The organism is Neptuniibacter marinus (assembly GCF_965223595.1).
In the GTDB taxonomy this organism is placed as follows: domain Bacteria; phylum Pseudomonadota; class Gammaproteobacteria; order Pseudomonadales; family Balneatricaceae; genus Neptuniibacter; species Neptuniibacter marinus.
The window spans coordinates 1676026-1701046 of sequence record NZ_OZ245004.1 but is presented as its reverse complement, the minus strand read 5'-3'; the positions used below and the strand labels follow the sequence as shown (position 1 = coordinate 1701046).

Genomic DNA, 25021 nt, shown 5'->3' with positions numbered 1-25021 from the left:
AGCCCTGTATCTATAGGTTTCGCGAAATAAAAGGCGTATGATTATTCTCTTTTTTTAGAGGCTAATCATACCGATTTAGCCACATTGTAATAGGACAACATACAGCTCTATAGATTCCAGCTGATGTTCCGCAGGACATAAAAATGCCAGTAATCCGTAAATCAAACAAGCTAATCAATGTTTGCTATGACATTCGCGGACCTGTTCTTCAAGAAGCAAAACGCCTTGAAGAGGAAGGCCAACGAATTCTTAAATTAAACATTGGCAACCCAGCCCCATGGGGATTTGATGCGCCAGAAGAGATCGTACAGGATGTAATTTACAACCTACCCGCCTCCCAAGGCTATATCGATTCAAAAGGTTTGTTTTCCGCCCGTAAAGCGGTGATGCAAGAGTGTCAGAAAAACGGAATCCGTAATGTAGGCATCGAAGACATTTATATAGGCAATGGTGTATCAGAACTGATCGTCATGGCCATGCAAGGCCTGCTTAACGATTCAGATGAGATGCTAATCCCTGCACCCGATTACCCGCTATGGACCGCCGCAGTTAGTTTAAGTAGCGGTACCCCAGTGCACTATCACTGTGATGAGGAAAAAGGCTGGGCGCCGGACATCGAAGATATCCGCAACAAGATAACTGAGCGCACCAAAGGTATAGTGGTTATCAACCCAAACAACCCTACTGGTGCGGTCTATCCCAAAGCAGTGCTTGAGCAGATCGTTGATCTCGCTCGCGAACATAACCTTATTGTTTTTGCTGACGAGATATACGACAAGATCCTTTATGATGAGGTGGAACACACTTCGCTCGCTTCACTGGCGGAAGACGTTCTGTTTATCTCTTTTAATGGTTTATCAAAATCATACCGCGCCGCAGGTTTTCGCTCTGGCTGGATGATTGTCAGCGGGCCTAAGTATCATGCACGAGACTACATTGATGGTTTAGATATGCTATCCAGCATGCGCTTATGCTCAAACGTGCCTACGCAGCATGCAATCCAAACAGCCTTAGGTGGATACCAGAGCATTAATGAATTAATCACTCCCGGTGGTCGTTTATATGAGCAGCGCAACTTAGCTTGGGAGATGCTTAACGACATTCCTGGGGTCAGCTGTGAAAAACCCGAAGGGGCTCTCTACCTATTCCCTAAACTGGATCCAGAAGTACACCCGATTAAGAATGACGAAAAAATGGCACTGGATCTTCTCCTTCAACAAAAAGTATTAATTGTTCAAGGTAGCGGATTTAATGTTCCAGACACTCAACACTTTAGGTTAGTTTTTTTACCTAGAGAAGATGTGCTTGAAGATGCCATTGAACGTATTGGAGTTTTTCTGAAAACCTATAAGCAATAATCAACTAGGCCACTCATTGAGTGGCCTATTTTGTAAAGACATTGTCACCAAACCGTCTTATACTAAAATCGTAATATAAATAGCCTTTTGAATTAGTGGAACTAAACATGTTTATTAAGGTAAGAAAAAACTGCGGCATCTACATGGAACATAATGGTTTGGAGCAGCGACACTTAGTGCCTGTTACATCGAACTTTCTTATTAACCTTACGCATGTAGCAGAAATATCGTTTTACACGATAAAAGAAAGTAAGGTTCGCTTTGATCTTGAACATCATGAAGTGACTGTACCACCTCATACTCGTGTAATTCACCTTCAGATGAATTACCTGTACGGTTCATACAAAGAAACAGTGAATGATAAAAAAGCGCGCCTAATTGACCGTTGCTTTTACAAGCTGTACTTCATGCCTGAAGAGATGGGGCAATACGAAGAGATTCGTGAGCAGATTGAAGGCTTAGTTCTCAATCAGCAATGAGAAATCAAAAGGCGGCTAACTTAGCCGCTTTTTCTCAGAACCTCTCTTATAAACCCTCCCCGTCTAATAAAAATAGCGTACATCAAAATATATTTAGCCTCCGTTTTGAAGTACCTAATAAAAATCTGAGCTATAAGGGATATTATGGAGATTCGTGAACTACTCAAACAAACGGATAGATTGCCCAACGTTCCTGACGTCGTTAGGCAACTAATACAGCAATTAAACAACCCAGCAGCTGATTACGGTGAAATTGCTAAAAAAGTATCTAATGACCAAACCCTCTCTTTAAAAATTCTTCGGCTCGTCAATTCTGCCCACTTTGGTTTAAGCCGCAAAGTATCATCCATTGAGCAAGCTGTTGTAATGTTAGGCATGGTTCGCCTCAAAACACTCGTCATTGCATCAGGCATTGCCGGTTCGGTTCAAGAAGTTAAAGGCATCGATCTTAAGCAATTCTGGAGCGATGCATTTCAAGTTGCTGCATTGTCAAAATGGCTTGCCGAACAAGGCTCTCAAATAAACCCAGACGTGGCTTTTACTGCAGGATTAATTCATAACATCGGACAACTCTTACTTCATTTAGCCGACCCTATACAAGCTCAAACAATCCAAGCTTTAATTGAAGAATCGAACTGTAGTCGTGATGAGGCAGAGAAAGAGTGTTTTGGCTTTACTTCGCAAGAAGCGGGGCAAGCACTACTTAATATGTGGAAATTTCCTAAAGAACTAGGCGAAGCAATACTGCAATATAAACATCCTGCCAGCGCTGACACCCCCTCACCTCTTGCAGCTATTGTAAACTTAGCAACATTAATACATTCTGCCGCACATAAAGGTGAATCAACCGAAGTTCTAAAAGAACAGTTTCCCGACGATATAGCCGTTTTAGCTGGAATTTCATCTGATACTTATGATGCGCTCGAAGAAGCACTGCTTTTAGATTCAGGCTTAAACAGTCTAGCTTAATTTATATCGCAGTAAATAAAGCGACGGATAACAGATTATTCTTGTCGCTTTTTAGACTAATCAGAACCGATCAAGCTGTTTCAGGCCCTTGCAGCGTTACCGCTTTAATACATTTAATAATATCCTCAACATCCTGCAACGCACGATGACGTCTAAATTGTGCTTTTGCTAAAAAGCTGAACTGAATACGTTGCTCTTTATTTAATATTCGATCTAAACCCGCCATTCTAAAACTCGGCTGAATACCTGTAGCCTCAAATAAACGGCTTAGCCAAAACAGATCAAATTCAAAAGCATCGCTAATCAACGTTTTTCCTGTCAACATTTTATTCATACGCTTACAGGCATTAACTATATCTAAACCTTTGCTGACCAAATCATCACGATCTATACCATGCATCTCTTCCGCATGCTCATCCCAATAATGCCAGCCAGCTGCTGATTCAGGATTAATTAGAAAACTATCCTGCTCACCGGTTTCATCATTAATCCAAGCAATCTCAATGGGATAAGACTCCGCGCCCAATCCACTTGCTTCTAGATCAATACAAATTAATTCCACTCATCTCTCCCTAGCATACAACAACACTTTTAACCCTTTTTCTAACTCTGCTTCTGGAAAATCTTCGGGGTTACTTAAACGCTCAACAAACGTAAAGTCTGGGCATTCGTCTAACATCAGCTGTTTTAAAAATTCAGTGCCATTTTTAGGGTCATTATGGCATGCCAAAACTTGGCTTCCCGATTCTGTGAGATCACTCAAACGTCGAATCACTTTACGATAATCTTTTTCCGCCACAAAACTACCAGGCTGAAAACTAGGTGGATCTATAACAATCACATCATAAGGCCCCAGTTGACGCACTCGCTTCCAAGATCTAAATAGATCATAAGCCAGAAACGTGACTCTATCACCTTTAATACCATTTAATCGGTGGTTATCACGCCCTGTACTTATCGCCCCTTTAGACATATCTACATTAACAACATGATCTGCCCCGCCTGCAATGGCAGCAACAGAAAAGGCACAAGTGTAGGAAAAAAGGTTCAGCACACGTTTTTGATTCCCATTATCCTTAATCCACCGTCGGCCTTCACGCATATCTAAAAACAAACCACTGTTTTGATTGCGTTGCGGCTTAACATAATAAGACAATCCAAGTTCCTGAGTTTCCATTAGCTCTGGAACCTCTCCCCAAGCCACATCTTGGTTTACGCCTTTGCCACGCGAGCGCTGCTGCACCACCAATCCCTTAATCTGCGGCAGCTCGTTAAGTGCCTCACTTAACGTTTCAATCCAATCAGGCTCAACATCACGATAAAATCTAGCAACCGCGTAAGGAGGAAACCAATCAATAACCAAATGCTCAAAGCCTTCAAAGCAGTGCCCACGCCCGTGAAAAATTCTACGCGCTTCATTGTCTGAATTAGACAACTGCTTTTTAACTTCGCTCAAGATTGTATGCATTAAGATTCCTAGATAATGAGGATCAAAAAAATCACGCATTATAGGCCTGTGTTGCGCTCTACACCAGCTATGTTGAAAGTTCTTCTATTTGCCTAATCAATCGAAAAAACTATACAAACAAACAGGATTAATTCACTTGAAACTTTCCCCTTGCGCCCTAATCTAAGTAACAACTTTTTATAATAGGAACATAGACACAGATGATGCGTATCGGCCTTTTTCTGCTCACTAATATTGCCGTATTAATTGTAGCCAGTATCACACTGAATTTACTCGGTGTAGAGCACTACATATCAAGTTCTGGCCTAAATCTAACCAGCCTACTCATTTTTTGTGCTGTATTTGGCTTTATTGGCTCTTTTATCTCCCTTTTCCTATCCAAAAAAATGGCAAAAATGTCCACGGGTACGGAGATCATAACTCATGCCCGTAACGCTGATGAGCAATGGTTACTTGATACAGTAGCTGAACTTTCAGAAAAAGCTGGCATTAAAATGCCTGAAGTTGGCATATTCCCTGCCCAACAAGCCAATGCATTTGCTACCGGCTGGAATAAAAACGATGCTTTAGTTGCCGTCAGCTTAGGATTACTACAGCAATTCCAGCGAGAAGAAGTAAAGGCTGTTATGGCCCATGAGATAGGCCATGTTGCCAATGGTGATATGGTAACCATGACTTTAGTGCAAGGGGTTATTAATACTTTTGTTATGTTCTTCGCCCGTATTGCTGGTTACGCTGTAGATAGCTTTTTAAAGAACAGTAATGACAACAGCCCAGCAGGTACAGGTATTGGTTACTACATAACTGTATTTATCTTTGAGATGATCTTCGCTGTCTTAGCTTCATTTATTGTCGCTTGGTTCTCAAGATATCGTGAATATCGTGCTGACGAAGCAGGTGCTCGACTATCAAGCAATCATGCCATGATCGGTGCTTTGCAACGTCTAAAAGCTGAATATGATATGCCAGATCAGATGCCCGGACAGCTCACCGCATTCGGAATAAGCAGCCATATGAAATCCGGGTTGATGGCACTTATGGCAAGTCACCCACCTTTAGATCAACGTATAGCTGCGCTTCAATCAATGAAGTGAAGCTTTAATCGGATACTTGAAAATAGATTTCCTAACGACTTGTAAGACGAAAACTACGTCTTACAAGTCTTAATAAAGCTACAACCTCTACCTATCAATCCCAATATCCCTCCTAATCACCGCCCCATAAAAGAGCACAATCATTAGACAAGCACAATTAGCTAGCAACTATTATTTTATTCATGTCTAAAATCCATATAAAAACAAATCAAAAACAACCTTAACCAACTGTTTTAAAAGATAATAAAAAAAATAGGCATAGCTTATGCTTTGAATTCAATCAGATAGTTCTCTATCGAACTAACATTACAGTGAACTAGGGCAATGGCGTCCACTAACTACTCTTTAAAAGAGTAAGGTAGTGTGCGCTTTTTTTTTCGCCTAAAGAACTGTAACCACCGATTTTTAAAAAATTCTAAACATTGAATGAGGCAATAAAAATGGCTTACTTACTCCCCTCCGAATTTGTGACGAAGATGGTGGACGCAGGTGAATCTAAAGTTCACATGTCGACACGTGACACTCTAATCCGCGCATATATGGCAGGTGCTATATTGGCACTAGCCGCTGTATTTGCCATTACTGTTGCAGTTAAAACCGGTGTATTTTTAATCGGCGCAATACTCTTCCCTGTTGGCTTTTGTATGCTTTACCTTATGGGTTTTGACTTACTTACCGGTGTTTTCGTCCTCACCCCGCTAGCATTACTCGATAAACGTCCCGGTGTAACCGTTCAGGGCGTTTTAAGAAACTGGGGATTAGTTTTCCTTGGCAACTTTGCAGGGGCATTAACTGTAGCGGTAATGATGGCCTTCGTTTTCACCTATGGCTTTAATACGGACCCAGGTGCAGTAGGTGCAAAAATTGCCAGCGTAGGTGAGTCCCGTACTTTAGGTTATGCCGAATATGGCGCAGCCGGTTGGTTTACTATTTTTATTCGCGGCATGCTATGCAATTGGATGGTATCGATGGGTGTTGTAGGTGCAATGATCTCAACCTCCGTAAGTGGCAAAGTACTCGCAATGTGGATGCCTATAATGCTGTTCTTCTTCATGGGATTTGAACACTCCGTCGTCAACATGTTCCTTTTCCCATCGGGTATTATTATGGGAGGTGATTTCTCAGTGATGGATTACTTTATCTGGAACGAGATCCCAACAGCACTTGGTAACTTAGTCGGTGGTTTAGCCTTTACAGGTTTAACCCTTTACACCACACATATCAGAACAGGTAAAAAACGCGCTATCGCTTAAACACCCTGTGTAAACGACTGACCGTTTTGCACACTTCTGCATAACACAACAAAAGCCCTCTCATCTAGGTGAAGGGCTTTTTGGTACTAATAATGACAGCCAAACTTACTGTATCGATTGGGCAATATTCCGACAAAGGCCGTAAAGAGAGCAATCAAGATTTCCACGGTTTTGTTATCCCGACAAACGCTCAGTTGAACCTTAAAGGTATTGCTTGCGCCGTTGCCGATGGCATCAGCAGCAGCCAAGTCAGTCATATAGCAAGCGAAACAGCGATAAAAAGCTTTCTCGATGATTACTATTGCACATCCGATGCTTGGTCCGTACAAACATCAGGAAAGCGAGTATTATCCGCAGCAAACGCTTGGCTTTACGCACAAACAAGAAACAGCGATTTCCGCTACGATAAAGACAAAGGTTATGTTTGCACCTTTAGCGCGATGATCATTAAAAGCACAACTGCTTATCTGTTTCATATTGGCGATTCTAGAATCTATAAGTTTCATGAGCATGCTTTAGAACAGCTCACTAAAGACCATCGATTATGGATATCACAAGACAAAAGCTACCTCAGTCGCGCACTCGGTATTGAGCCACAACTAGAACTTGATTTTTTATCCGTACCTATCGCAACAAACGACATCTTCATATTAGCAACCGATGGCGTTTATGAGTATGTAGACGCTATCTTCATAGACAATGCATTAAACGAAAACAGTAACGACCTAAATCAAGCAGCCAAAAAAATTGTTGAACATGCATTGGAATCCGGTAGTAAAGACAACTTAACGATTCAAATTATCCGCATTGATTCTGTACCGCAACAAGATGCAAACGATATACAACTTCAAGTTGACGACCTTCCCCTACCCCCCATACTCGTGCCCCGCGAACAGTTTGATGGGTATAAGATTATTCGCGAAATACACGCAACCAGCCGCAGTCATGTTTACCTTGCGGTAGATGATGAAACTAATGAACACGTTATTCTGAAAATCCCATCGATAGACCTACGAGGTGATCCTGATTACCTTGAGCGTTTTTTAATGGAAGAATGGATCGCTCGCCGTATCAATAGCGCCCATGTACTAAAAGCAGGCAAGCAAACAAGAAAAAGGAACTTCCTCTACACCACGACTGAATATATAGAAGGCCAGACATTAAAGCAGTGGATGATTGATAACCCTAAGCCAAGTATTGAAGCTGTCCGGGCCATTATAGAGCAAGTTGCAAAAGGGTTACGGGCTCTGCATAGAATGGATATTCTTCATCAGGATATAAAGCCCGATAACATTATGATCGATACATCCGGCACGGTAAAAATCATTGACTTTGGCTCAGTTAGAATAGCCGGTATTGTAGAATCTTCCTCAATTCAAGAACAGTGCGAAATACTAGGCACAGCACTTTATACAGCCCCCGAGTACTTTTTGGGCGACATAGGTACTAGCCGCTCAGATCTCTATTCACTAGGCGTCTTAACCTATCACATGCTATCTAATCGTTTTCCTTACGGCACTCAAGTTTCTAAATCCCGCACTCCCGCTGCGCAAAAGAAGCTTAATTACAACTCGGTCTTAGACGAGGATAGAGAGACACCCGCTTGGATCGATGAAACACTTAAGAAAGCGGTACACCCAAACCCCTATAAACGATATGAAGAGTTATCAGAATTCATATTTGATCTTAGACACCCCAACAAAACATTCCTTAATAAAAGCCGCTCCCCCTTAATGGAGCGTAATCCCGTACTCGTTTGGCAAGCCATAACCGCTCTACTAACCTGCATCATTATCTACCTACTCAACAAATAGTTGAGTAAACATAACGTAATGTTGAGAATGTCCTATAATCATAATGGCTTATCGATCATGTCATCATTTTGCCAAACGCCCCATATATGATCATACACCAATACTGGCCTGAAACTTGCTGATCCCTATATATACGGCGAATTAAACGCTTACATAAGATATGCAAACGGTTTAAGCATCATATTGGTGCGATCAGTATAAATTAGTGCGTATTTAACGTTCGATAGCGCTCAATATTAAGATCAATAATCTGGGTATAGGTATGATTTGGGATAATTATCAATCTAAGCAGCATTATGACGAACTCATCACCCCCACAGGACGTGCTAGAGATTCCGCAGATAAATTAGTGAAACATATCTCCGAAATGGACGAAAAAGATCTTGATAGACGCCGCCAAATGGCTGATGTGACAATTCAAGAAATGGGGATTTCATTTACCGTTTATACCGAAGAAGGAAATATAGATAGAGCTTGGCCTTTTGATATCATTCCTCGCACCATTCCTGCCCCTTTATGGAAAACAACTGCAGATGGCTTAAAACAGCGTTTAAAAGCCCTTAATATGTTTATTGATGATCTCTATCACGATCAAAATGTGATTAAAGATGGCATCATTCCTGAACATATCATCAAAGAGTCAAAAAACTTTCGGCCTGAATGCGTCGGTGTGAACCCTGCACATGGCGTATGGGCGCACATATGTGGAACCGACCTAGTCAGAGATGCTGACGGTCAATTTTATGTTTTAGAAGATAACCTCCGAGTACCTTCAGGTGTTTCATATATGCTTGAAAACAGGGCAATCACTAAGCGCATTTTGCCTGAGATGTTTGAAAAAGAGAATATACTGCCATTAGATGATTACCCTGAACAACTCTTTGATATGCTGCTATCTCTCTCACCTCGAGAGATAGAAGAACCTGAAATTGTTGTCCTCACACCCGGTATTTTTAACTCTGCTTACTTTGAACATGCTTTTCTCGCACAAAAGATGGGGGTCGAGCTCGTTGAAGGCAGCGATCTATTTGTGGACGATGATGATTGTGTTTATATGAAAACCATCTCCGGCCCTGAAAGAGTCGATGTAATTTATCGTCGTATTGATGATCTTTTTATCGACCCAGAAGTATTTGATAAAGAATCAGTTTTAGGTGTTCCCGGCATGATGAGGGCTTGGAAAGCGGGCAATGTTGCACTGGCTAATGCACCCGGCGCGGGCGTAGCCGATGACAAAGTCATTTATGCCTATGTACCTAAAATTATTGAGTATTACCTCAATGAGAAGCCAATATTGCCTAATGTAGAAACGTTCCTCTGTGAAGATCCAGAGCAAAGAGCTTACGTTTTAGAGCACCTAGATGAACTGGTAATTAAGCCCGCCAATGAATCTGGCGGGTATGGGATGCTCATTGGACCTCACTCGACTAAAAAAGAGCAAGCAACCTTTGCTGAGTTAATTCAAGAAAATCCACGCAACTATATTGCCCAACCTACGCTAAGTTTATCCACAGCTCCAACATTAATTAGCTCTAACACCATGGAGCCAAGACATTTAGACCTACGCCCTTTTATTCTTCAAGGAAAAAACACATATGTCACAACCGGTGGTTTAACCCGCGTCGCCATGAAAAAAGGCTCATTGGTTGTCAACTCATCGCAAGGTGGTGGCAGTAAAGATACTTGGATTGTCGATACAGAGGATAAATAATTATGCTATCTCGTGTTGCTGAAAGAATTTATTGGAGTGCGCGCTACCTAGAGCGTGTAGAAAATACAGCTCGACTCGTTGGGGTTTATGATAACCTTTTATTTGACCTTCCTCGTGACACCAATATTAGCTGGTTTAACCTGATAAAAATCAATAGCTGTATTGATACTTTCTCTGATCGCTATAAAGTGCAGACAGAGCATAACGTTGTTAAGTTCTTATTAGCTGACGATACCAACCCAAGCTCTATGCTATCGTCATTGAAGCAAGCGAAAGAAAATATCCGCACAACCCGTGATGTACTTCCACAAGACACATGGGAGCTCATCAATGAATTAGATCTATATGCACGTAACCATATCCGCCAAGGAATCAACCGTACGGATCGCCATAAATTTCTAAACAGCATTATTCAAAGGTGCCAAGAGATTAATGGCCTTTTCGAAGGAGCGATGAGCCGCGATGCCTCTTGGCAATTTATGACCCTCGGTCGTAACCTTGAAAGAGCAGATATGACAACCCGTATTCTCGATGCGGGCGTATCAATTATGCTCCAGCCTAATGAAGGAACCCGCATTAATCTTAGCCAAGTCGTTTGGGGAAATGTCTTGCGCTCACTCAGTGGCTATATGAACTATCGAAGAAGTGTTCGTACAGCCATTGTATCTAAGAAAGTAGCGCGCTTTTTATTAGAAGATGAGTACTTTCCAAGAACCATCCATTTTTGTATTAATGAGTTAGAGTCTGCGGCTAAAAAGTTACCCCGCTCAAAACCGATTCTACAAGAGATAAAAACATTGAAAAAACTCCATTACTCTCTTGCCAATGGAAACCCTCTGGATGATAAGTTTCGTGACTACCTAAATCAATTACAGATTAATATTTCTGATTTAAACAATGCATTAATGACTAATTGGTTTGCCTTTAACATGGGCGATCATCAAGAAGAAAACCTTCCATTAAAAAAGGTAACTCAAAAAGAATACCAGTTTGCTCGTCAGGCATAGCCCTTTATCATTGAAGAACAGCTATAATGAGCCCGAATTTGTTAATTAAAGAGCAAACCAGTGCAAAGCAAGCAGACGCAAACGCAAACTCAGGGCAATCAAGACCAAAATTTCCATTGGTCTTTTTCGCCTGATGGGCATTACAACGAAGCTTATGATAAGTTAGGCCTGCCTCGTGCGCACTGGGAATATCTACTTGATAGTATCAATGCACTTGGCTCTTCAGGTTTACAAGACCGTTATCAAAAAGCATCACGTATTCTGCGTGATGACGGTGCAACCTATAATCTCATTAGTGATCCTTTAGGTAAGAACACATGGGAACTTGATCCTATTCCTATGTTAATCTCTAGTGATGAATGGAGCCTAATTGAACAAGGTTTAATAGAGCGAGCAGAACTCCTCAATTTAGTTCTAAAAGATATTTATGGCCCTCAGGAACTCATCAGACAAGGGATTATTCCTCCAGAGATTATCTATAGCCATCCAGGTTTTCTGCGTCAATGTAAAGGTATTACAATGCCTGGGGAGCACAGTTTAATACTGCACGCTACCGATATGACTCGCGGGCCTGATGGCAATATGATCATCATTGGTGATCGTACCCAAGCTCCTAGTGGTGCAGGTTATGCGCTAGAAAACAGAACTGTTCTTTCACGTGTGATACCGAGCCTTTTTCGCGACAGTCAAGTACATCGTTTAGCGCTCTTTTTTCAATCACTTCGCGCAACGTTAAGTTCACTTTCACCCACCCCCGGCGATGACCCACAAATTGTAATTCTGAGTCCCGGTGCTTATAGTGAAACCTATTTCGAGCATACCCATTTATCAAACTACTTAGGCTATCCCCTTGTTCAAGGCAGCGACTTAACTGTTAGAGATGGTCATGTCTGGCTAAAATCGCTCAATGGCCTTCGTAAAGTCGATGTTATTCTACGCCGTGTAGACGATATTTACTGTGATCCGGTCGAGCTTAAATCAGATTCATATTTAGGTATTCCTGGCCTTGTCGAGGTTGTTCGAGCTGGGAATGTAGTCGTTAGTAATCCACTGGGATCAGGTATTTTAGAAACCCCTGCGCTGCTAAAATTTCTGCCGGCTATCAGCCAACACTTTTTCGGGCATAATCTAAAACTACCATCAGTGGACACCTGGTGGTGCGGCGACCCACAGGATATGCTGTATATCAAAGACAATATTGATTCTCTTATCATCAAGCCTGCCATGCGCCAAGCGAAAAGCCCCAGTATACACGGCCATACTCTATCTGAGTCCGACAAAAAAAACGTGCTCGCGCGTATTGAGAAAGCCCCCTATAACTTTGTTGCCCAAAGTTATATCTCACCTTCTTATATTCCCGCTTGGCAAGAGCAACAACTAAAAACACGCCCGTCAATCTTCCGCACATTTACCGTTGCAACTGAAAGCACCTATGCGGTTATGTCTGGTGGACTCACCCGTGTCGGGCTTTCAGGGCAGGATAGTTTTGTATCAAATCAGGTAGGTTCACAAAGCAAAGATACTTGGATATTAGCCTCTGAACCGGAAAAACAATTATCACTGGTCGAAGACCGAAGTATTGCACAAGAATCCAATCTACCCAGCCGTGTCGTTGAAAATTTATTCTGGTTAGGTCGATATGCAGAACGGGCAGAATCAACCATACGGTTGATTCGCACCGTGTTTATGCAGTTAAACAGTATAGACCCCTTACCAGAAGCTAGTAAAAAGCTCCTATTGCAGGCACTATCAAAACAAACAAACTGTTTACCTGGCTTTACAGGAAGCCCCGCACTCCTTAACCAAGATCAGGAATTAATTAACCTCATCTTAGATACACAGCGTCCCGACAGCATCAAATCATGTTTACTCTCTGTCTTGACCTGTTCTGAAGAAGTCAAAGAAATGCTTTCGGCGGATACGCACCGCATCGTCAACGATCTACGTGATAATCTGTATGATTTAGAACGTGCTTATGTAGGTGGCATGCCCTCAGCACCTGAAGAAACGCTCGATCCATTAGTTACAACGCTCCTCGCCTTATCAGGGCTCAGCCATGAAAGTATGCTTAGAGGGATAGGCTGGAAATTTCAAGAGATCGGGCGACGTGTCGAACGCTCACTGCAAACATCACGCTTAATCCAATCGTTACTAACACCTGAATTAGCACAGACTGATCAACCCCAAATGCTTGAAGCAGTATTGCTTAGTGTCGAAGCATTAATCACCTTTAGACGCCGCTATAGAACCTATAATGATATAGCGCACGGATTAGAGTTATTAATGCTAGATGAAACCAATCCACGTTCAGTATTTTTTCAAATTAAGCGCCTACAGGCTCACTTTGAGGAACTCCCTCAAGCGGTTTCACCGCAAAAACCAGGCTTAAATCCTGCCCAGAAAGCGATTATTAAATCACTTAATGGCATCCAACTGGCTGATTTAGATAACCTAGCCAAAGTGGACTCACAAAGTAAAAAACGGATCGCACTAGATAACCTATTAAATGAAGTACGTGCGCAAGTAGAAGAGTTTTCTACCCTTCTTAGCGAACAGTACTTTGACCACAGTGCAGGGCCTCAACAATTAGCAGAAACACAAGAGATTATCTCCATATGATCTATAAAATCAGACATATTACCGAGTATAAATATCATAGCCCTGTGTCTCTGTGTTACAACCAAGCCCATCTACTACCACGGGATACATTGGAGCAAAACTGCGCACCGAGTAATGTAGTTATTACACCTAAACCCAATTACATGGCACAACATAGTGATTACTTTGGCAATCACTATGTTTACTTCTCGTTGCAAAAGCCCCATACGAAGCTCGTCATCGATGTCACCACTGAGATTAATAGCCAAAATGAACGCGCCGCATTTGCACTAGAACTCGGTATCAGCTGTAAAGCGGCGCGTGAAATGCTTATGTACAACCAAGATCCCGATACCATTCAAGCTAAAGAATATATCTTAGATTCACCGATGATCCGCCCAAACACTGCCTTAAAAGCGTACGCTGAGGCACTTTTCCAAGATGATATACCTCTTTTATCTGCTGCTCGCGCGCTCACTACGAAAATATTTAACGACTTCAAATACGATCCAAGCTCCACAACGGTAGCCACCCCTTTAGATGAAGTGCTACAACGAAAAAGTGGTGTTTGCCAAGATTTCGCACATATAGCGATTGGCTGTTTACGGGCGTTAGGCTACCCCGCACGTTACGTTAGTGGCTATCTTGAAACGCTACCTCCGCCGGGCCAAGAAAAACTAGTTGGTGCCGACGCATCCCATGCATGGTTTGCTATTTATTCCCCCGGCGAAGGATGGTTCGAATTCGATCCAACTAATGACGACATACCAAAAGAGCAGCATATTACAACGGCATGGGGACGCGATTATTCTGATGTCACGCCACTTAAAGGCGTTATATTTGATGGTGGCAATAGCCATCAACTAAGCGTATCTGTAGATGTCCGACGCTTAGAACAATAACGTTAAAAGCTTAATTTGATATCTTCAGCCACAGAAGGTGGGCGACTTATAGCACTAAAGCCGCCTCCTTATCAGCGACAGTAATTCAGCCCAGTCGGAATTACACTCATAAGTAGATATATTTTTTTAATTTCTTATTGGGAAAATATATTTACCACTGTTAAACTGCTACCCCATTCGCTATGATTCATGTATATATTATATGAAACAGACAAATCTATTTTTGGCTTATGGAATCTAGCCCACATAACTCCGCAAACATACTCAACATTGAACACCCCTGTACTGCAAGCGATCTAGCGCAGGAGGTCCCTGTCGCCATATCAGTCAATGATATTTCTCATGCGGTAATGATGTTGACTCCCATCGACCTTGAGTATTTCGCTATCGGTTTTGCATATAGTGAAGGTATTATTGATCATTATTCGGATCTTCGAGATCTCGATATTTACCAGCATAACGTCGCGCTGCAACAAGGAGAGGGGTTTCAGCTGCCCGCCTACAACATAGCTATTAAAATTAGTCCAAGACAGTCGATACGCTATAAAAAACAGCATAGTTTTAGACAAGGATTAACCGGCTGTGGTATTTGCGGAACAGCAGCTCTCGACGTAGCGATCCCTGATCTAAACAGCCTTCCGCATTCTGCTTTACCACCAAAAAATCAGCTACTTCACCTTCCTAATACGCTGTTTAGTCTACAGAAATTAAAAGGGGTACATGCAGCATTGTTGCTCTCCCCAGAAGGGGATGTTGTAACATGTCATGAAGATATTGGTAGGCATAACGCGCTGGACAAGACCATTGGTTTCGCACTAAAAAACAACATCCAACTAAATGGCTTCAGTATTCTAATGAGCAGCCGCTGCAGTGTAGAACTTATTCAAAAAGCGGTTAAAGCAAAGCTATCTACACTGATCCATATATCCAGCCCGAGCCATTTAGCGACTCAAATGGCGCACCACTACAACCTCAATCTTATTCAAATCACCCGTAAGGGCGAATTAAAAACCTTTTCCCAGCCACCTATTCTATAAGCTAAAGGATTCCATTCATGAGCGATAAAAAGACTGATATTTCCACATCGCCTGCTTATAAGGCCCCTGCTGGGGGGTGGGGAGCATTAGAAAGCACAACACGCCATTTGTTAGGCAGCAAAAATGCAGTTAAAAACATTAAATCACTACTAAATACCAATCAAAGTGATGGTTTTGATTGCCCCGGCTGTGCATGGGGAGAAGAAAAAACACCCAACAAAATAAAGTTTTGTGAAAACGGTGCAAAGGCGGTCAACTGGGAAGCCACCTCTAAACAGGTCGGTGCTGACTTTTTCAACCAATACACACTGAGTTGGCTAAAGGAGCAGAGCAATTACTACCTTGAGTATCAAGGGCGTTTGACGCACCCAATGCGTTACAACAAAGAGAGTGATAAATATCAGCCCATTAGCTGGGATGAGGCTTATGGATTAATAGCTGAACATCTCAAACATCTTGACCACCCCGATCAGCTTGAGCTCTATACCTCGGGACGTGCCAGTAATGAAGCAGCTTACCTATACCAACTTTTTGGTCGAAGCTTTGGTACCAATAACTTCCCTGATTGTTCCAATATGTGCCATGAGGCAAGTGGTTTTGCCCTTACAAGTAGTATTGGCATAGGTAAAGGCACTGTTACCTTGGAAGATTTCGAAGAGGCCGACACAATTTTTGTCTTTGGCCAAAACCCCGGCACTAATCATCCTCGTATGCTGGATACATTGCGTAGTGCAATCAAACGTGGTGCTAAAATTGTGATTTTTAATCCACTCAAAGAGCGTGGACTAGAAAAATTTCAACACCCGCAAAACCCTGTAGAGATGCTCACCAATAACGCCACAACGATGAACTCCCTCTACCTATCTCCCAAAATTGGGGGTGATATGGCAGCGATTCGAGGCATGACTAAATCAATCCTCAAATTAAGTTCTGCAAGCAAGCTAGGCACACTCCTTGATCAGGCCTTTATTAATGAACATACCCAAGGAATGGATGAGTACTTACAAACGGTTAAAGAGACACCTTGGGAAAAGATTCTTGATCAGTCAGGTCTTACACGAGACGAAATTGATAAAGCTGCTAGCATCTACATTGAAGCGGATAAGGTCATTAGCACTTGGGCTATGGGTTTAACGCAACATCATCACTCAGTTGCCACACTCCATGAGCTTATAAACTGGATGGCATTAGGAGGCAATATTGGCCGTCCTGGCGCGGGCCTCTGTCCTGTTCGAGGGCATAGTAATGTACAAGGCGATCGAACCATGGGGATTAACGAGCGCCCATCAGATCAGTTTTTAGACACATTAGAAACACAATTTAAAATAGCGATGCCTCGCCAACACGGCCATTCCGCAGTCGAAGCGATTGAGGCTATGCAGTCAGGCGGCTGTAAAGTATTTATCGGCTTAGGTGGTAACTTCGCTGCAGCCTCTCCTGATACGGCAGTAACAGAGCACGCCCTAAGCCAATGTGATTTAACCGTACAGATCAGCACTAAGCTAAATCGCTCGCATCTCATTACCGGCAAAGATGCACTTATTCTGCCCTGCCTTGGCCGAACCGATATAGATCAACAAGCAAAAGGCCCTCAAAAGATAACCGTTGAAGACTCCTTTAGCATGGTGCACGCCTCAACCGGCGTACTTGAACCCAGTTCGACAGAGATGCGCTCAGAACCGGTCATCATCGCAGGTATAGCGAATGCCGTGTTAGGCAACAAACCTATTGATTGGTTGAAGGTAGTTGAGGACTACAGTGCTATACGGGAATTAATCGCTCAAACCATTCCCGGTTTCTCCGAATTCAATAGCAAAATTGAACAACCCGGAGGGTTCTATTTAGGCAACACAGCAAGAGACAGAAATTGGGTAACTCAAGGGGGCAAAGCGATTATTCACAGCCACCCTCTTCCGGACAGTATCTTACCGGATAAGTCAGCCAAACTTTTACATGAGAAAGTCTTAGTCTTACAAACCCTTCGATCCCACGATCAATATAACACCACTATTTACGGAATGAACGATCGCTATAGAGGTATTAAAGGTGAAAGGGATGTACTGTTTATCAACCCAGCAGATATTCAACGCCTTGGATTTACAGAGGGGCAGCTAGTCGATATTAAGAGTCTTTGGGATGACGGTCGTACCCGAGAGATAAAAGGGTTCAAACTGGTAGGTTATAGTATACCTGCCGGTAATATTGCAGCTTATTACCCTGAAACTAATCCATTAGTGCCATTAGATAGCTATGGTGTCGACAGTAGAACCCCCACATCTAAGGCCATCGCCGTTGAGCTTTCTAGTCATCAAACAAACCGGATTCTCTGAATCCGGTTTCCTCTCTAATCGAGTAAGAAATTACCTAATTTTGGCTCTTCAAGAGATTCAATAGAATCAGACTGATCTTTTAACTCGACCCCAGAATAATCAAGCTGTAAAGACTGTTTAATGAGCCAGATAAGCTTATCAGCCGCTGCTTCATAAGACATACCAGCGGGCCGGATATTTGAAATACAGTTTCGATTGGCATCAGAAAAACCTAGTTTAGGCTTATAGGTGAAGTAAACACCGAGACTATCGGGAGAGCTTAATCCAGGTCGTTCACCTACCAACAAAATCATTAACTGAGCATTGAGAATGTCGCCAATCTCATCACCAACAGCGACCCGTCCCTGCTCGACAAGACAAGGGGGCATTTGCGTAATGCCCTCCTCTTTAAGTCGTAAACTAATCTGCTTAAAAAAGTTAGCGGCATGGGACTGAATCGCAAACGATGACAAGCCATCAACAATAGTAATACAAGCCTGCATCGATGGCTCAATAGTCTCGGCGATAGACGTTAAGGTAGCCGCAGAAGCTACGCTCAACCGACGCCCTAAATCAGGCCGTTGTAAATACTCAGTTCGCCCTTGCGCCCGACTTTTAAGTAAAATCGGCGTAACCGCTTGCTCCTGCAATTCACTACACAATTTATCTATATCTAAAGGAAGGTGAACCGCATCTCTCGCGTTCCCATGATCCATCTGGAAGGAGAGCATCGCTTGAGTGGGGATGCTCGTTCCGGCACGACCTAAAGCGATCCGAGCATCGGTATAACGTTTTAACCCAGCCCAATCATTCTCGGTTAAATATCCCTCAGACAACTTATTGGATAAACCATTAGATGATAATTTAGAGTCGGCCATATCAACCTCCAATACGCGCTTGTAGGTGCGAAAATGCTGCAGGTAAACCATCTAACAACAGCCCTTGCTCAGTCGTTATGCCCATTTTTATCAACCAGTGCTCAAACTCAGGACTTGGTCTTAAACCTAATATTTTACGAATATACAGGGCATCATGGAACGAAGTGGTTTGATAATTAAGCATAATGTCATCGGAACCGGGAATACCCATAATAAAGTTTACGCCTGCTGCACCTAATTGCGTCAGCAGCATATCCATATCATCTTGATCCGCTTCCGCATGATTGGTGTAACAGATATCGCAGCCCATAGGTAAACCCAACAACTTGCCACAAAAATGATCTTCTAAACCCGCTCTAATAATCTGCTTACCGTTATAAAGATATTCAGGCCCGATAAACCCGACCACCGTATTTACCAACAGTGGCGAAAACTCACGAGCCACTGCATAAGCGCGGGTTTCACAGGTTTGCTGATCTAAACCAAAATGAGCATCCGCCGATAGAGCGCTCCCTTGCCCCGTCTCAAAATACATAACATTGTCACCACAACTGCCACGGTTTAGGCTCAGAGCCGCAGAATGTGCCTCTTTGAGGACAGCTAAATCTATACCAAAACTTTTATTAGCTTTTTCAGTTCCCGCAATCGATTGAAAAACCAGATCAACAGGAGCGCCGCGATTAATCGCTTCTAAATGGGTTGTTACGTGAGTTAATACACAAGATTGAGTAGGGATATCATATCGTTGAATAATATCATCCAATAGCTTCATCAACGTGATAACTGAACTTATATTGTCAGTAGCAGGGTTTATTCCAATAACCGCATCACCACTGCCATATAAAAGCCCATCAAGTACACTGGCCGCCACGCCTGTAGGATCATCCGTCGGATGATTAGGTTGTAAACGTGTAGATAATCGCTGAGGTAAACCAATCCTATTGCGAAAAGCTGTAGGATTTGAGCATTTCTTAGCGACAAGAATAAGATCCTGAATCCGCATAATTTTCGATACAGCGGCAACCATCTCAGGCGTTAAACCTAAAGATATATTTTTTAACTGGGTCGTATCCGCTAAATCAGATAGCAACCAATTACGAAAATCACCCACTGTGAAAGAGGAGATAGGCCGGAAGGCGTTCTGATCATGCTTATCAATTATCAGGCGGGTTACTTCATCCTTTTCATAAGGAATGAGAGCTTCAGTGAGGAAGGTTTTCAGCGGAAGGTCAGCTAATACCATTTGTGCAGCTACTCGTTCCTGTGATGTTTGAGCCGCAACGCCAGCTAAACGATCACCTGAACGATCAGGGCTAGCTTTGGCCATTACTGTCTTCAGATCAGGAAACACCCAATGGTTGCCTCCAGCAGAAATCGAATAACTCATCTGTTATCTACCCTCCAGTCATAACAAAATAACGCCCACAAAGCGGGCGCTATTTCTTGCAACCATCTTGCTAAGATGTCTTATTACTAGGACTGAATCAACAATCCTAGTCAGTCATACAAGGTCACTTATAATCTATATAAGTATCGTTCTCATGTTTAACTGAAGCGATAATTGTTCCCAAAGTTACCGCAATAGATAGTGAAAGTATAACCATAATGGCTGTTGGGCTATCAGCGAAAGTAAAGACTGCTTCAGCACCTTCCCACGACGTAATAGGACTTACATTCATAATAAATCTCCTTAAACAGTAACCGTTGAAGTGTTAGTAGGTGTAGTCTCTTGTGCTGTTGCAGGCACTGATTCCGGATAAGCCGCTAATGGAACTTCGACTAAATCCAAACCTGCTTCTTCTGCTTTTGGTGGTACTCGTAAAGCTCCCATTTTGGCCATCACATATGACAAACCAAAACCTGGGATAAACCCTAGAGAAGCCATCACTAATGCGCTCTTAAGCTGACCCATGAAACTAATCGCAGGTGCACCTTCAATAACATTAGGGAAGCCGCTGAAAATACCTAAACCAACAATACCGATAAGACCACCGACACCATGCACAGCAAAGGCGCCTACAGCATCATCAATCTTAAATTTATTAGTTAGGAATTTATCAGCTAGAGGCGCAGCAATACCGCCAGTAATACCCATCAAGAATGCTAATGGAGGATAGTACAGATCTAAACCTGGCGCAGCAGAGAAGATACCTGCTAGTGCACCAGACATCATCCAGAATGGCTGACGTGTGATCACGTAAGATCCGATAATACCGCCCGAGAAAGCCATTAGTGTATTGAAGCTAATAGATGACAACGTTGTTGGCGTACCGAAGATAGTCGTCCACTGACCGCCGGTTGTATAGATAATACAGCCGCCAAGGAAACCGAAGAAGCCAACAATAATCAACATCAGACCGATAATACTCATCGGTACACTGTGACCTGTAATTGCCAGTGGCGTGCCATCAGGCGCAAAGCGTCCAATACGTGCACCCAAGTTAATGGTTACACCTAGAGCAAAGAACCCTGCGACCATATGAACTGCACCTGCTGCACCGAAGTCATGGAAACCCCAATCAACGGTTAACCAGCCTTGTGGATGCCATCCCCAAGATGCCGCCAAAATCCATACAACAGAGCCAAGAATAATGGCCAGTATAATGAACGAGCTCATACGGATACGTTCAATCACAGCACCGGAGAAGATTGAAGCAGTCGTCGCTGCAAACAATACAAATGCTCCCCAGAAAATACCACTCGCATTATCTGCTAAGTTAGGCCCCATGCTACTCGACCAAGGAAGTCCACCAGCCCCCGCCTGAAAGTCTGGCGTAAAGCCATTGTACATGGCCAAATAGATCCACCAGCCAAAGAAAAAGAAAGTAGGGATAATAAAGGCAAATGCCAATATGTTTTTAACACCTGAAGCCAGGGCATTTTTTAATCGGGAAGCACCCATCTCGTAGGCTAAAAAGCCCGCATGGATAATTACCATTAAACCGGTACACCACCAATAAAATACTTCCATATTGATTGTGCCGGACATCTCTATCAGGTTTTGCAATTCTGCAATTTTCTGAGCAGTTTCGACCTGGTCCATAAGACCCCCATATTAGGTTATACAATTCTGTAATTTGATAGGTTTAACGGTATGTCCCCCTACCGTTAAGCCTATCCAATCACCTTCGTTAACCTGCTTAATCCCTTAAATAACGAAGGAGATGAACTTACTCTTCAGTAAATTTTATTTCCTATCAGGAAATGCATATTCTATGCCTGACTTAATTATTTCATTTAATTTCAATAACTTAAAAATAAATTCCGATATTAGACATAAATAAGAAGCGCTAGAATTGATCACTTTTAATTCAACGCGCTTCAAGATGATTCAAAAATAGGAAGATAAAAATACTAAGCCTCTCCTTCTTTACGCTGACCACAGAAGAAACCAATGCCGTAGTTGGGAGACTGGAAGGTAATTACGCTACCTTTAGGGAAATAAAGTACATCACCCACCTTCGCATGCACTGTCGTTCCCTCTTGATCGGTAATGATCATTTCACCCTCAACGATAATTTTCATCTCGTGATATGTGTATTCATAAACTAAAGGCTCATCTGACTTTTCCATACGGAAAAAACCGCCGACAATGGTTTTATCCTTATCATTAGACACCGCTATGTCGCCAATAAAACCATTACTACCCGGTACTTCCATGCTAGGGAGTTCTGTTTTAATTGCTTGCTGGTAGTAAGTCATCGCTGTAGACATGTTAAATACCTCAATTGGTTAAAATACGTTTTCAAATAATGTGAATTTATGAACGAACACGCGTTCGTTCGGGATCATAAAAAGGAAGTCCAACTACCTCTCCGGGCAGCCGTTTCTGGAGGCCATCTAACTTGCCGACCTCTAAAAGTGTTTCAGGTGCTGCAAAATCTGGCGCAACGCGACAAAGTGCGATCTGTTTGCTTAATAAGGGCGATGTAGTAGCGCTGGTCACTACGCCGACAGGAAAACGACCGTGATAGATAAGATCCCCATGAGCCACCGGCTCATTCCCTTGCAGTACCAAGCCAACTAAGCGTTGTCGACTTTCTGGTGTTTGACGGGCCATCGCCTCACGGCCAATAAAATTCTCCGCTTTAGTTTTCATTGGTACGGTAAAACCTATACCCGCTTCATAAGGGTTAGTTTCAGGACAAAACTCGTGATCAGCGAAAATCAAACCCGCTTCAATACGCAACATATCTAAAGCGTCAAAACCTAAAGGTGCAATTTTGTATGGCTGACCTGTCTCCCATACTTGATCCCAAACTGCTTCGGCATCATCCGGGTGACACCAAACCTCAAACCCTAATTCACCGGTATAACCTGTGCGGGACACCATTACAGGGATGCCATCGGGCCCACCTAATCGACCAATCATGAAATGAAACCACGCCAGGGTATCCATACTCGGTTGACATTCAGGCGCCCAAATAATCTGGCTCAATAACTCACGACTTTTCGGGCCTTGAACTGCGATATTATGTAACTGGTCAGTGGAATTCCTAACGCTTACTTTATAACCTTGCTCTTGCGCTTGATTTTTTAACCACAAGCCGGTGTACGGATCACCACAAACCCATCTAAAGGCTTGTTCACCCATACGAAAGATAGTGCCATCATCAATCATTCCACCCGTTTCATGACAGATAGCAGAATAGGCGATTTCACCTATAGCTAACCGCCTAACATTTCGTGTTAAAGCAAATTGTAAAAAGGCTTCAGCATCTGGCCCTGTCACCTCAAACTTTCTAAGAGGCGTTAAATCAATTACAGCTACCCGTTCCCGACAGGCTAAATATTCAGCTTGAGCCCCCCATCCCTCATACTCCGAAGCAACCCAGTACCCACGGTACTCAGTCATCTGTTTAGTCAGTGCAGAAACACGACTGTGAAAGCCTGTTGTTTTAGTCATACGTGGTAGCTCCTGAGGAGAGGTCCGGTAAGCGATAGAACGAGGGAAATGATTATCAGCGGAGTAAATTCGCACATGAATATCAGTAGGCTGCCAACCGTTAGCCGGGTCAATATCATCGGGGCAAGCTGATGATGCACAGATCAGATCACGGGTAGCACGTAGCAATACGTAATCTCCGGCTCGAGACCAAGGCTCATCCATTGATACCGATCCGCACGGTTCAACATGGGTATTAAAAAAGAAGTTTATTGCAGGCCAAGCTGGACGAGGCTTAACCTTATATGGGGCCAATACACGGTTGAAATTATCACTACAGCTAATGTGTCCAAAATAACCGCTATCTTCATAATATTTCGGATTACAGGCCATTAAAAAACTATCGTGGCGACCAACGGTATCTTGTACCACCTCGACCATTGATTGCATATCGGACCCTAAAAAACGGGAATGGATACCTGGTTGAGGGTTACTCATACCTAACAGGGTACGAGTCGCAACAGCATCAAGAGCTAACTCTTCTCCTTGCTCTAACGCCGCTTTATCAAAAGCTAAAAAATCTGAACACTGCTTACCCTCAACATCAATAATTTGGATCCACTCTCCCGCTTTAACTTCATAGACACGTGCACTTGCACGGGGAATACGCAGTTCCAATTGAGATGGTGCCAAAGGTTCAGGAAGTAATGCTGCTGATGCATCTAAATAATTAACTTTAACTTCTAACTCAGTAACCGGTACATGGCCCTCTATCGGCATAGATAAACCAGCGGCTGCAACGATAATATTGATATCATCTAAGGCCTCAAAGTAGGTAGGTTCGGGAATCGTGCTTTGCCCCTCCCCTACTCTTGCGGCTCCAACGGAGATCACCTGAGATAGATGGTAATCATTAATACCCCAACCCTTGAGTTGCGCCTGTAACGCCTGCCCTGCCAATTTATTCTCAGCAATTTGAGCATTGATACCCTCAGCAGGTAAGCCACTAACCCCATCTAAACCTAAGGCTGTTGCTAAAAGGTGATTTGCAGACGAGCCTCGACGATCCCGCACAATCAGTTCCGCCAGTTGCTCACCATCTTGGCTAAAAATCTGAAAATGATCGCCCCTTTTCAGATCTAATCGGATGGCTTGATGGGCCTCAACACGAAATAATCGAACGCTATTGTCATTTTGCATATTAAGATAGCAAGCATCCGGCAGATCATTTTTCTGATTTACTGACATCTCCACGCCCT

At 42.9% G+C, this 25021-nt stretch carries 20 protein-coding genes; 12 read left to right on the top strand and 8 right to left on the bottom strand.

What is annotated here, in order from left to right:
• Positions 1-143: 143 nt before the first annotated feature.
• The 3 genes from ACOQOE_RS07840 to ACOQOE_RS07830 all read left to right on the top strand — a co-directional run bounded on the left by ACOQOE_RS07840 (position 144) and on the right by ACOQOE_RS07830 (position 2806).
• Positions 144-1358: a pyridoxal phosphate-dependent aminotransferase gene (locus tag ACOQOE_RS07840; protein WP_067866937.1), complete on the top strand. Its 1215-nt coding sequence runs from the start codon at positions 144-146 to the stop codon at positions 1356-1358.
• A 107-nt stretch (positions 1359-1465) separates the two neighbouring features.
• Complete coding sequence (locus tag ACOQOE_RS07835; RefSeq protein WP_067866935.1) at positions 1466-1837, top strand: hypothetical protein; 372 nt, start codon at positions 1466-1468, stop codon at positions 1835-1837.
• A 144-nt stretch (positions 1838-1981) separates the two neighbouring features.
• Complete coding sequence (locus tag ACOQOE_RS07830) at positions 1982-2806, top strand: HDOD domain-containing protein (RefSeq protein WP_067866934.1); 825 nt, start codon at positions 1982-1984, stop codon at positions 2804-2806.
• Between the two features lie 70 nt (positions 2807-2876).
• Here ACOQOE_RS07830 and ACOQOE_RS07825 read toward each other — a convergent pair whose 3' ends face one another.
• Positions 2877-3368 (bottom strand): exonuclease domain-containing protein, encoded by a 492-nt coding sequence (locus tag ACOQOE_RS07825; protein WP_067866932.1) that lies wholly within the window; start codon positions 3366-3368, stop codon positions 2877-2879.
• On the bottom strand, positions 3369-4274 hold the full coding sequence (locus ACOQOE_RS07820; protein WP_067866956.1) for a class I SAM-dependent methyltransferase: 906 nt from the start codon (positions 4272-4274) through the stop codon (positions 3369-3371).
• Between the two features lie 200 nt (positions 4275-4474).
• Between ACOQOE_RS07820 and htpX the strand changes: the two genes are divergently transcribed.
• From htpX to ACOQOE_RS07775, 9 genes are all read left to right on the top strand, one after another.
• Positions 4475-5368, top strand: coding sequence for a protease HtpX (gene htpX, locus ACOQOE_RS07815; protein WP_420555386.1), 894 nt, complete (start codon positions 4475-4477; stop codon positions 5366-5368).
• A gap of 440 nt (positions 5369-5808) precedes the next feature.
• A complete protein-coding gene (locus ACOQOE_RS07810; RefSeq protein ID WP_067866928.1) occupies positions 5809-6621 on the top strand; it encodes a formate/nitrite transporter family protein in 813 nt (270 codons plus the stop codon).
• A 92-nt stretch (positions 6622-6713) separates the two neighbouring features.
• Complete coding sequence (locus ACOQOE_RS07805) at positions 6714-8435, top strand: protein kinase domain-containing protein (RefSeq protein WP_420555385.1); 1722 nt, start codon at positions 6714-6716, stop codon at positions 8433-8435.
• A gap of 262 nt (positions 8436-8697) precedes the next feature.
• Positions 8698-10146: a circularly permuted type 2 ATP-grasp protein gene (locus tag ACOQOE_RS07800; RefSeq protein ID WP_197468054.1), complete on the top strand. Its 1449-nt coding sequence runs from the start codon at positions 8698-8700 to the stop codon at positions 10144-10146.
• A 2-nt stretch (positions 10147-10148) separates the two neighbouring features.
• On the top strand, positions 10149-11153 hold the full coding sequence (locus tag ACOQOE_RS07795) for an alpha-E domain-containing protein (RefSeq protein WP_420555384.1): 1005 nt from the start codon (positions 10149-10151) through the stop codon (positions 11151-11153).
• A gap of 60 nt (positions 11154-11213) precedes the next feature.
• Positions 11214-13772: a circularly permuted type 2 ATP-grasp protein gene (locus tag ACOQOE_RS07790; protein ID WP_067866921.1), complete on the top strand. Its 2559-nt coding sequence runs from the start codon at positions 11214-11216 to the stop codon at positions 13770-13772.
• The gene (locus tag ACOQOE_RS07785; protein ID WP_067866919.1) at positions 13769-14653 is read left to right on the top strand and encodes a transglutaminase family protein; all 885 of its coding nucleotides are present in this window, start codon (positions 13769-13771) and stop codon (positions 14651-14653) included. The genes ACOQOE_RS07790 and ACOQOE_RS07785 overlap by 4 nt, the downstream gene beginning before the upstream one ends.
• Before the next feature lie 230 nt (positions 14654-14883).
• A complete protein-coding gene (gene fdhD / locus ACOQOE_RS07780) occupies positions 14884-15690 on the top strand; it encodes a formate dehydrogenase accessory sulfurtransferase FdhD (protein ID WP_420555383.1) in 807 nt (268 codons plus the stop codon).
• A gap of 17 nt (positions 15691-15707) precedes the next feature.
• A complete protein-coding gene (locus ACOQOE_RS07775) occupies positions 15708-18020 on the top strand; it encodes an FdhF/YdeP family oxidoreductase (protein ID WP_420555382.1) in 2313 nt (770 codons plus the stop codon).
• A 14-nt stretch (positions 18021-18034) separates the two neighbouring features.
• On the opposite strand, the gene eutC is transcribed toward ACOQOE_RS07775, so the two are convergent.
• The 6 genes from eutC to ACOQOE_RS07745 all read right to left on the bottom strand — a co-directional run bounded on the left by eutC (position 18035) and on the right by ACOQOE_RS07745 (position 25010).
• The gene (eutC, locus tag ACOQOE_RS07770) at positions 18035-18877 is read right to left on the bottom strand and encodes an ethanolamine ammonia-lyase subunit EutC (RefSeq protein ID WP_067866913.1); all 843 of its coding nucleotides are present in this window, start codon (positions 18875-18877) and stop codon (positions 18035-18037) included.
• A gap of 1 nt (position 18878) precedes the next feature.
• Positions 18879-20264: an ethanolamine ammonia-lyase subunit EutB gene (locus ACOQOE_RS07765; protein ID WP_067866911.1), complete on the bottom strand. Its 1386-nt coding sequence runs from the start codon at positions 20262-20264 to the stop codon at positions 18879-18881.
• 124 nt (positions 20265-20388) lie between these two features.
• Positions 20389-20556, bottom strand: coding sequence for a hypothetical protein (locus ACOQOE_RS07760; protein WP_197468053.1), 168 nt, complete (start codon positions 20554-20556; stop codon positions 20389-20391).
• An 11-nt stretch (positions 20557-20567) separates the two neighbouring features.
• Positions 20568-21920, bottom strand: a complete 1353-nt coding sequence (locus tag ACOQOE_RS07755) for an ammonium transporter (RefSeq protein ID WP_067866910.1) — start codon at positions 21918-21920, stop codon at positions 20568-20570.
• A 311-nt stretch (positions 21921-22231) separates the two neighbouring features.
• A complete protein-coding gene (locus ACOQOE_RS07750) occupies positions 22232-22591 on the bottom strand; it encodes a cupin domain-containing protein (protein WP_067866908.1) in 360 nt (119 codons plus the stop codon).
• Positions 22592-22637: 46 nt separating this feature from the next.
• Positions 22638-25010 (bottom strand): DUF1989 domain-containing protein, encoded by a 2373-nt coding sequence (locus ACOQOE_RS07745; protein ID WP_420555381.1) that lies wholly within the window; start codon positions 25008-25010, stop codon positions 22638-22640.
• Between the last annotated feature and the right edge of the window lie 11 nt (positions 25011-25021).